Below are 9,977 nucleotides of genomic sequence, written 5' to 3' on the forward strand. Positions count from 1 at the left end.
CGTCCCCTGGCGGGGCCGCGAAACGGGGAATGTCCGCTATCTCTTGCCTGCTGCCGCCCTTCGGGGAAGAGAACGCCGGACTGCTTGGACAGCCCTGTTTACGAACCTGATGAAGAGCATGCGACGGCCGAAGTGCTGAACGCGAAGGAACGCATGGACCCCGCCTGGTGAATGCCGATCGCAAACGCGGTTGTGGTGACGTTTGTGTGTTGTCGATGCAGGGAGTCGGTGATGGCTGAAGTTCGAAGAGTCGAAGAAAAGCGTAGGAATGAGTTGACTTTGCCCGCCCGATTAGGAAGGCAAGGGAAAAGGCCAGCCGTCGGTCCGGCCTATGTGGTTGGTTGAGGGGCGATTTTTGCCATGCGGGCGATGCCCCCTGCCATCGCTTTCGCGATTTCTCAAGTGCAATCAATGTCTCGCACGCCATACGCCTGCGCCAGAACAAGGTTTTCCACTGTGACGTCACGCGACGACGACCTGCGGATCCGCCCCGGTCGCATCGACCACGGCAACCGTGGGGCCAAGCGCCCGAAGAGCTTCGTCGGGGAGGTGATGCGGTCCGCAAAGAGGGCGGGGCATGTCGGCAACAGTTTTCGGTCAAGCCAGGCTCACAGTCGGTCCCACTTCGGGCGCGGCCGCCGCGCGGCAGTCTCGATCCGCCTGCGCTCTAATGCCCGGCGGGTGGTGACAAAAGCACGCGTCGTGCGTCACAAGGGCTCGCGCTTTCGATCGGCGACCCTGCCCAAGCACCTGGCCTATCTCAAGCGCGATGGCGTAACGCGTGACGGCGAAGACGCGCGCATGTTTGACAAGACCTCTGATGCGGCGGACGAGCGCGCCTTCGCCGCGCGTTGCGAAGAGGATCGTCATCACTTCCGCTTCATCGTCTCGCCCGAGGATGGCGCCGCGCTGGGAGACCTCAAGACGTTCACGGGTGAGCTGATGCGTGACGTCGAGAAGGATCTGGGAACCAGACTCGACTGGGTCGCGGTAGATCACTGGAATACGGACAACGCGCATGTCCACATCCTCATCCGCGGGCGTGCCGACGACGGTCAGGACCTCGTGATCAGCCGCGAGTATATTAGCCGCGGCTTGCGTGATCGGGCGGCCGACCGAGTTACCCTCGAGTTGGGGCCGCGAAGCGAGCATGAGATTCGCGCAAGCCTCGAGCGGGAGGTCGATGCGGAGCGCTGGACCAGCCTCGACCGTGCGCTGCGGGACATTTCCGACGCGAATGGGGGCGTGGTAGATCTCAGGCCAGGCCCGGATATCCAAGATACCGACCCGCGCAGTCTGCTGCTCGGCAGGGCCGCCAAGCTGGAACGCCTTGGTTTGGCTGAGCCAGCAAGCCCCGCCTGTTGGACCCTGAAACCTGGCCTTGACGAGGCGCTTCGCCAGATCGGCATGCGCGGCGACATCATCAAGACGATGCACCAGGCCCTCTGTGGGGCCGGTCGCGAGCCGGATATCAGCACCTTTGCTCTGCACAGCGAAGAACCGACCGATCCCGTTTTGGGGCGCCTCGTTCAACGTGGTCTCGACGATGAGCTCAAAGGATCCGCCTACGCGATCATCGCCGGTATCGATGGTCGCACGCACCACCTGCGCTTTGCAGACATTGAGATGACTGGCGATGCGCCGGCTGGCGCCATCGTCGAGGCACGCGCATACGATGACACGAACGGGCGCCGGCGCGTGTCGCTGGCCGTCCGATCGGACCTGTCCATTGAGCAACAGGTAGTGGCAAAAGGCAGTACATGGCTCGACCGTCAGCTCCTCGCCAAGGATCTGCCGCTCAGCCACGGCGGCTTCGGAGCCGAGGTGCGGGAAGCGATGGAGGCTCGCGTCGACTACCTCATCGAGCAGGGCCAGGGCCGCCGGCAGGGGCAGCGCGTGCTATTCGCGCGCGACTTGCTTGCGACGTTGCGGCGGCGCGAGCTGCAGGAGGCGATCACCAAGCTTGCGGCTGGAACGGGGCTTGACCACCGCTTGACTGCTGAGGGCGATCCTGTCTCCGGCATCTACAGGCAACGGGTGACCCTTGCCTCGGGCCGCTTTGCCATGATCGATGATGGTCTCGGTTTCCAACTCGTACCATGGCGACCAGCCTTGGAGCAGCATCTCGGAAAGCAGGTCACAGGCATCATGATGCCAGGCGGCAGGGTCGACTGGGATTTTGGTCGCAAGCGCGGACTGGGCCTCTAGCGGTATCGGCCGGATCCTGACCTGTCCGATTTCTGCGCGGGGACCGCACGACACACCCTTGGGGGCGTCTTATCCTTGATGTCGCGCGGGTAGCCCTGCTGCATCTCGGCCATGTCAACAACCAAAGTGCTTTGGGGCCAGATCACGCTCGTCCTTGCCATCGTGCTCATCACCACGTGGGCAGCGACCCAATGGGTTGCCTGGAGGCTGGGATTCCAGCCGCGACTCGGAGCACCCTGGTTTGAGCTCGGAATGCCCATCTACCTTCCCCCCGCCTTCTTCTGGTGGTGGTACGCATACGATGCATATGCCCCCAAGATCTTCGTCGAGGGGGCCTGCATCGCGGCGTCCGGCGGGGTGATCTCGATCATCGTCGCCTTCGGAATGTCGATCTGGCGAGCGCAGGAGGCGCAGACCGCGGCCACCTATGGCTCCGCCCGATGGGCACTGCAGAATGAAATTCGTAGCGCGCAGCTCTTGGGCCCGGACGGTGTCGTGCTGGGCTGCTTTGATCGCTACTACCTTCGACATGACGGCCCCGAGCACGTGCTCTGCTTCGCACCCACGCGATCGGGTAAGGGCGTTGGTCTCGTCGTGCCGACGCTCCTGACATGGCCCGGCAGTTGTATCGTCCACGACATCAAGGGCGAGAACTGGCATCTAACCTCTGGTTTCCGCGCCCGCCATGGAAAGGTCGTGCTGTTCGATCCGACCAACCGAAACTCGGCAGCCTATAACCCTCTCCTGGAGGTTCGTCGCGGCGAGTGGGAAGTTCGGGACGTCCAGAACATTGCCGACGTGTTGGTCGATCCGGAAGGTGCCTTGGAACGGCGCAACCATTGGGAGAAGACCAGTCATTCCCTGCTGGTCGGCGCGATCCTGCATGTCCTTTATGCCGAACAAGACAAGACCTTAGCGGGTGTCGCAAAATTCCTGTCGGATCCCAAGCGTCCGATCGAGGCGACCTTGCGTGCGATGATGTCGACGGCACATCTGGCCGATACCGGCGTTCACCCGGTGATCGCCTCTGCGGCGCGAGAGCTTCTGAACAAGAGCGACAACGAACGCTCTGGCGTGCTTTCAACTGCGATGTCGTTCCTTGGGCTCTACCGTGATCCAGTCGTGGCACAGGTCACGCGCCGCAGCGACTGGCGGATCCGTGACCTGGTGGAGGCAGACCAGGCGACAACCCTCTACCTCGTCGTACCGCCGTCCGACATTAGCCGGACCAAGCCGCTCGTACGGTTGATTCTCAACCAGATCGGCCGCCGCTTGACGGAGGATTTGAAGGCCAAGGGACGTCGGCATCGCGTGCTGCTGATGCTCGACGAGTTTCCGGCGCTGGGCAGGCTGGACTTCTTCGAGTCGGCGCTAGCGTTCATGGCTGGCTACGAGCTCAAGAGTTTCTTGATCGCCCAGTCCCTGAATCAGATCGAGAAGGCCTATGGCCCGAACAATTCGATTCTGGACAACTGCCATGTCCGTGTGTCCTTCGCCAGCAACGACGAACGTACCGCTCGGCGCGTGTCGGAAGCGCTGGGAACCGCGACGGAATTGCGCGCCATGAAGAACTATGCTGGCCATAGGTTAAGCCCGTGGCTCGGTCACCTCATGGTGTCGCGGCAGGAGACCGCACGTCCGCTTCTGACGCCCGGCGAGGTGATGCAATTACCACCGGACGATGAACTGGTTCTGGTTTCAGGGTGCCCGCCGATCCGTGCGAAAAAGGTGCGCTATTACGAAGACTCGCGGTTTCGTGAGCGCGTGCTTCCGCCGGCAACGTCAAGCGGGGTGGAGAGCCGTGTTTCGCTTGCGGAAGATGATTGGAGCAAATTGCCCCTGCCGGTCACCCCGCTCAACACGCAGAAACCGAAGGTTCAAGAACAGCAAAGTGGATCCATCGACGATCCGGCCAATGGTGGCATTAGGCGAGAGCCGGAGCTTCCCGTGCATGAAGATGTGGCACCACATGCGCCTCCCGCGAAAACCGAGTTCGAATTCGGCGACGAAGATTCTGATGATATCCAACGAGTACGCGAACTGCGCGGCGTGGCGGCGAGCGTAGCCCGCCAGGCCGCGATGGATCCCGATGACGGCCTTGATCTCTGAGGAGAGGCGATGCGGACCAAGCATACATTTCGCCTGCCACCAGATCTTGCCAGCCAGTTGGCGGACTATGCCAATCGGAAGCGGGTGCCGCAGGCCCTCGTCGTCGAATCGGCTCTGTCCTCATTCCTGTCCCCGGATGGCTCCGAGCGCATGGAAGCGGCCCTCGGCCGGCGGTTGGACCGGCTGACGCGCCAGGTCGAGCGCCTCGAGCGTCACGTGACGATTTCGAATGAAGCGCTGGCGTTGTTCGTTCGCTTCTGGTTGACGGCGACGCCGCCCCTGCCGGATACCGCACAACCTGCTGCCCAGGCCAAGGGTCGTGAACGCTACGAGGGGTTCATCGAAGCCTTGGGCCGGCGGCTCGCCCGAGGCCAGAGCCTCGCGCAGGAAATCAGCTTGGACGTCGAGCCGCGTGTTCCGTCGGCTGACAAACCTAATCCCGCCTGATCGGCCCGCCATTTCTTTCTCATCCTACGCCAGACTACGACATCGGTGCCTGTGCGCTTGAAGCAATCGCAGGACTGTCCCTTCTGTCCTTCGCCGCCGTTGAAGACAGCTCATTCGTTTTGATCGCATCTCGCCTCGCTGATTGCGAGCGCGAGCTGCACCGATCGATCTAGTTGCACGGGGAGGGGAGATTATGACGGTCGAAGGCGAACGCGATGGACAGGTCAGCCTGAGTTTGGATCAAACTGAGGCGAACACCTCCCCAACCCCACCTCGAACCAGAAAGGTCAGCGTGCAGCTCTCTGAAACGATTTTCGAGAGCTTGGAAGCTGCAAGCGGCCGGGCGGGGGCTGGCAAGAGCATGGTCGTACAGGCAGCTCTCGAACGTTTCCTGAATCCGGCTCCGCCGATGGAAGAAATGGTGCACGAAGCCTTCCATCGGATCGGTGATCAGATTGAACGCCTGGAGAGCGAACTTGCGATCATTGCCGAGACGGTCGCGTTGCACGCCCGCTATCACGTCACGGTGACGCCGCCGATGCCGCCGTCGCAACAGCGCGACGCGTGTGTGCTGGGCTATCGGCGGTTCAAGGCCCTGGCCGGGCAGGTTGATCGGCGTGTGCGCTCGGGCCGGCCGCTGATGCGGGAGACGATCGCCGGTCTCAGCATCACAGAGCGCGACGCCTCCACGCCTGAGCGCGATGGGAAAATCGTGCCCGGTCGTTCGGAAGATCAGGCGAACATCCTCGCGGACGTCGCTCCAGTCGCGGAATCCGAACAGATTGCTGCCGTCCAGGAGGACGGCAGCAACCGCAACTTTCGAAATTTGCCAAACGCGTTCTGCTGACTCGATTGAGGCGGCGGGAAGGAGAGCAGGCCAGGCCCCGCTCGTCCCATTCGCCGCACCCACAATCCCCGAGACAAGTGCCGCGGGGCGACTTCCAAAATGGCGGCTGATCTTCAGCGTTTTTCTGCCGTTTGCGGCAGGCTACTACCTCTCCTATCTGTTTCGTACCATCAATACGCTGATTGCTGAACCTCTGTCGGCCGACCTGGGCTTGGACGCCGGCAGTCTCGGGCTTTTGACATCGGTATATTTCCTGATCTTTGGGGCTGCCCAGATTCCAATCGGAATCCTGTTGGACCGCTTTGGTCCGCGCCGGGTTCAGAGCGTCTTGTTGCTCGCCGCGGCCCTTGGTGCCACTCTGTTCGGTGCTTCGAACGGATTCATGTCGGTTCTCCTCGCGCGCGCAATGATTGGACTCGGCGTCGCGGCCGCGTTGATGGCTGGGCTGAAAGCGATCGTTCTCTGGTTTCCCAGAGAGCGGGTCGCGCTGATGAACGGCTATATGATCATGCTGGGCGCTTTGGGAGCGGTGACCGCAACCCAACCAGCCGAATGGTTGCTGAACTCGATGGGTTGGCGCGGAATATTCGAGGTTTTGGCGATCACAACGCTCGCAGCCGCCCTTCTGATCTTTCTAGCGGTCCCGGAGAGCAAGATTGCGCAGCAAGCGCGACCCGCCGGACTTCGGCTGGAAGCGATCTTCAGGGATCGCCGTTTCTGGCGAATTGCACCACTTTCGGCGAGCTGCGTTGGGTCGGCTTGGTCGTTGCAGGCATTGTGGGCCGCGCCCTGGCTCAGGGATGTCGAGGGACTGAACCGCGAAACCTTGGTGACCCAATTGTTCGTCATGGCTATTGGTCTATGCGGCGGCGCCTTGCTGCTGGGCACGATTGCCGACCGGTTGCGAAGACGTGGTATCGGTTCGGAGACGCTGCTCGCAGCGATGGCGTTACTGTTCGTGTTGGCTGAGCTCACACTGATCCTGCGTCTTCCGCTCCCGTCGATGCTGCCATGGTCAGTGGTTTCCGTTGTCGGCGCCGCCACTGTCCTCAGCTACGCGACGATCGCAGAATACTTTCCAACCGAGCTCGCGGCTCGCGCCAATGGAAGCTTGAACGTCTTGCATTTCGGGTGGACCTTCGCGGTCCAATGTGGAACTGGACTCATACTTGAACAATGGCCCGTTCAAGATGGGCACTATCCGCTGATTGCCTACCAAGTTGCCTTTGGGTTGAGCCTTGCCTTGCAGGTCGTGGCGCTGGCTTGGTCTAGCATTCCCTGGATTCGAGAATTGGGTGGGTGGATCGATAGTTCCCTCCTGCATCACCGCTCGCGAGACGGGGACTCGGTTGAAGCAATCATTCGGCCTGCCGATGTCTCGATCATGGAGGCACGTGACGGCGCGGAGTGGTAACGTTGATCGCTTCCATCGCTAATTGGCGCAACTCACATCTGCGAGTTCGAATCTCCTCCGGGGCACCAAACTCCCATCGTCCATAACAAAACTGCGAACCCTCGCTTCTCCAGATGCAGCCGCAGAGCGGACATCTCCGCTGAGCTGGCGTTTGTTGCAGTTGGTGGTGGCGTTGCGCATGGTCGAGCCGGGCCGTAATTCGGGGGCTCTTTTCTATCGTCGCTCTGGTGTCGTCGATTCGTCCCATTCGCTGATAGGCCGCCGCCAGCGGCATATATGTGCGACCGCTGGCTGACGGCTTCAGCAGCCAGGGCACAGCGCCTTCGGCGCGGCCCATCGGCAGATTGGCCCAGCCTGCGCCAATCATCCCATGCCTAGGCGCAAGACCTGCGGCGTGTCAAAGCGGTTCCGCTTGCTTGAAGGTCGCCAGCGCATCCTCGAAGCGATCCGTTCTAATTTGTGCAAGGCCGACATGATACAGCTCGATCCCGCTCCACGGATCGAAGCCCAAGACTCGCGCTGCCCCGGCAATATCCGAAATTTCGGCAATAGAAGCAGGCTGAAACGCAAATATCAGAAAAGCTTCAGAAAGTAACCGTCCCCCTTTCAGGACACCGACGCCCCATGGGTGGCTAACTGCCGACCATTGGCCGGCGACTCACATCTCCGCCGGCAAGATTCAATTGCAAAGGCGATGTCGACCGGCAGGAAGCCCGGCATCTCCGGGAGCGGATCAGGCGGTCTTACGGTGCGTATCATTTCAACCGGAACAGGTTTCGATCGGCGTTCGCCGGCTCCATTGACGCCAATTCAGCCGACCGGCCACCGGAGCCGGCTCGGCTGGATGGCCGGCGTCGCATCCGTCATCATTCTGGCGGTACCGGCACCTTCCTACGCCCAGTCGATCGGGCAAAACGGCGGCAACGGCGGTAACGCACCGAACCGGAGCACCCCGGGTGGCGGCGGGGCTGCGGGTCTTGCCGGCGACGGGACTTCAACGGGCGGCGGCGGTGGCAGCGGAGGGACCGGCGGGAACGGCAATGGCGGCAGCGGCGGCGGGTCCGACAACGGCGGCGGCGGTGGCAGCGCCTCCTCTCAAGGAGCGGGCGGCGGCGGCGGCGGCGCTGGCGGCGCCGGCACCACGGTCAGTGCCACCGGCACGACGACGATCAGCGTCGGAGCAACAGGCGGCACCGGCGGCAGCGGCGGCTCGGGCATGATCAACTTTTCCTTTCCGTCGTCCATTGGCGGCGGCGGTGGCGGCGGCGGCGGCGGCAGCGGAATCGTTGTGAACGGCGCCAACACCGGTGTCGCCCTCACCGTGAATGGTGGTGTCACCGTACAGGGCGGTGATGGCGGCGTCGGCGGTATCGGAGTTACCGGCGGCAGCTATACCGGCGCTGCCGGCGCCGGGGGCAACGGCGGCAACGGCATCACGGTGACCAACGCCAACGGGGCCGCAATCACCAACAACGGCACGATTTCGGCGGGGGGCGGCGGGCTGGGCGGCGACGCCGCCGGTTATTCCAACGTCGGAGCGAACGGGGCCACGGGCTATGGCATCGTCGGACAAAACCTGACGATCATCAATGCGGGAGCCATTTCCGGCAGTACCGCGATCTACTTTACGGGCGGCACTAACAGCCTTGAGCTGCGGGCCGGCTCCAGCATCAGCGGCAACGTCATCGGCAACGGCACCAGCGCGCTGGTGCTCGGCGGCACCACCGACAGTTCGTTCGATCTGTCGCAACTTGGCTCGCAGTATCAGAATTTCACGCAGTTCAACAAATCAGGATCCAGCACCTGGACCCTGTCGAACACCTCGAGTGCCACCACCCAGGCTTGGACGGTGACGTCGGGAACGCTGAACCTGACGGGCGCGACCGCAACCGCCACCACGATCAACAATTCCGGCACCATCGGAGTCGACGGCACCAGCACGCTGACGGCCACGACTGGCATCACCAACAACGGTGTCATCACGGTGGCGCAGGGCGGTACCGTCAATGACGATCTCGACAATGCCGGCACCGTCACCAACAGCGGCGCCTACAACGCCAGGGTCAATACCAACACCGGCACCATCACTAACACTTCCACGGGAGTGTGGACCGGCGACATCGCCAGCAACGGCGCTGGCGGCGCCATTCACAACAATAATGGCGGCGTCTGGATCGGAAATGCGATCAACGACAGCGGCTTGCTGAGCAACGCCGGCACCTGGACCGGCACGATTTTGAATGCCGGCACCTTCGTCAACCAGAGTACTGGCACGGTATCGGGCCTGTTCACCAACACCGCTGGCACGGCGTCCAACGCCGGTCAGCTCAACGGCGGCGCCACGGTGACTGGTGGCTCGGTCGTCAACAACAACCTGATTGCCGGTACCGTCGACATCTCCGGCACCGGCATCGTCGACAATAACGCGACCATCACCGGCGTAGTGAATAATGCAGCGACGTTCAACAACAACGCCGGCGGCACGGTATCCGGCCTGCTCGCCAATACCGCTGGCACGACGACCAACTATGGGCTGCTCAACGGCGGCGCCACGATGACCGGCGGCTCGGTCGTCAACAACAATCTGATTGCCGGTACCGTCGACATCTCCGGCACCGGCACCGTCGACAACAACGCGACCATCACTGGCGTAGTGAATAATGCAGCGACGTTCAACAACAACGCCGGCGGCACGGTATCCGGCCTGCTGACCAACACTGCGGGCACGACGACCAACGCCGGCCAGCTCAACGGCGGCGCCACGGTGACCGGCGGCTCGGTCGTCAACAACAACCTGATTGCCGGTACCGTCGACATCTCTGGCGCCGGCACCGTCGACAATAACGCGACCATCACTGGCGTAGTGAATAATGCGGCGACGTTCAACAACAACGCCGGCGGCACGGTATCCGGCCTGCTGACCAACACTGCGGGCACGACGACCAACGCCGG

6 protein-coding genes are annotated in these 9,977 nt (G+C 62.4%); all 6 read left to right on the forward strand.

Going from position 1 to position 9,977, the window contains the following annotated elements; genetic code table 11:
- The first annotated feature begins 456 nt into the window (after positions 1-456).
- On the forward strand, positions 457-2,208 hold the full coding sequence (locus tag SO139_RS07915; RefSeq protein ID WP_498539875.1) for a relaxase/mobilization nuclease domain-containing protein: 1,752 nt from the start codon (positions 457-459) through the stop codon (positions 2,206-2,208).
- Between the two features lie 111 nt (positions 2,209-2,319).
- The gene (locus tag SO139_RS07920) at positions 2,320-4,317 is read left to right on the forward strand and encodes a conjugal transfer protein TraG (protein WP_498539876.1); all 1,998 of its coding nucleotides are present in this window, start codon (positions 2,320-2,322) and stop codon (positions 4,315-4,317) included.
- Between the two features lie 9 nt (positions 4,318-4,326).
- On the forward strand, positions 4,327-4,764 hold the full coding sequence (locus SO139_RS07925) for a CopG family transcriptional regulator (RefSeq protein ID WP_449380143.1): 438 nt from the start codon (positions 4,327-4,329) through the stop codon (positions 4,762-4,764).
- Between the two features lie 193 nt (positions 4,765-4,957).
- Positions 4,958-5,611, forward strand: a complete 654-nt coding sequence (locus SO139_RS07930) for a hypothetical protein (RefSeq protein ID WP_449380144.1) — start codon at positions 4,958-4,960, stop codon at positions 5,609-5,611.
- A gap of 64 nt (positions 5,612-5,675) precedes the next feature.
- Positions 5,676-7,025 carry an MFS transporter gene (locus tag SO139_RS07935; RefSeq protein WP_449380175.1) on the forward strand — a complete coding sequence of 450 codons (1,350 nt, stop codon included), beginning with the start codon at positions 5,676-5,678 and terminating at the stop codon, positions 7,023-7,025.
- 799 nt (positions 7,026-7,824) lie between these two features.
- The coding region (locus SO139_RS07940; RefSeq protein ID WP_498539877.1) for a beta strand repeat-containing protein at positions 7,825-9,977 on the forward strand (2,153 nt) is incomplete at its 3' end.

The organism is Bradyrhizobium sp. UFLA05-89, assembly GCF_059803475.1.

What these genes read in the sequence shown, in the direction of transcription:
- SO139_RS07920 (WP_498539876.1), top strand. Translation starts at nt 2,320, where the DNA reads ATGTCAACAACCAAAGTGCTTTGGGGCCAGATCACGCTCGTCCTTGCC.
- SO139_RS07925 (WP_449380143.1), top strand. Translation starts at nt 4,327, where the DNA reads ATGCGGACCAAGCATACATTTCGCCTGCCACCAGATCTTGCCAGCCAG.
- SO139_RS07930 (WP_449380144.1), top strand. Translation starts at nt 4,958, where the DNA reads ATGACGGTCGAAGGCGAACGCGATGGACAGGTCAGCCTGAGTTTGGAT.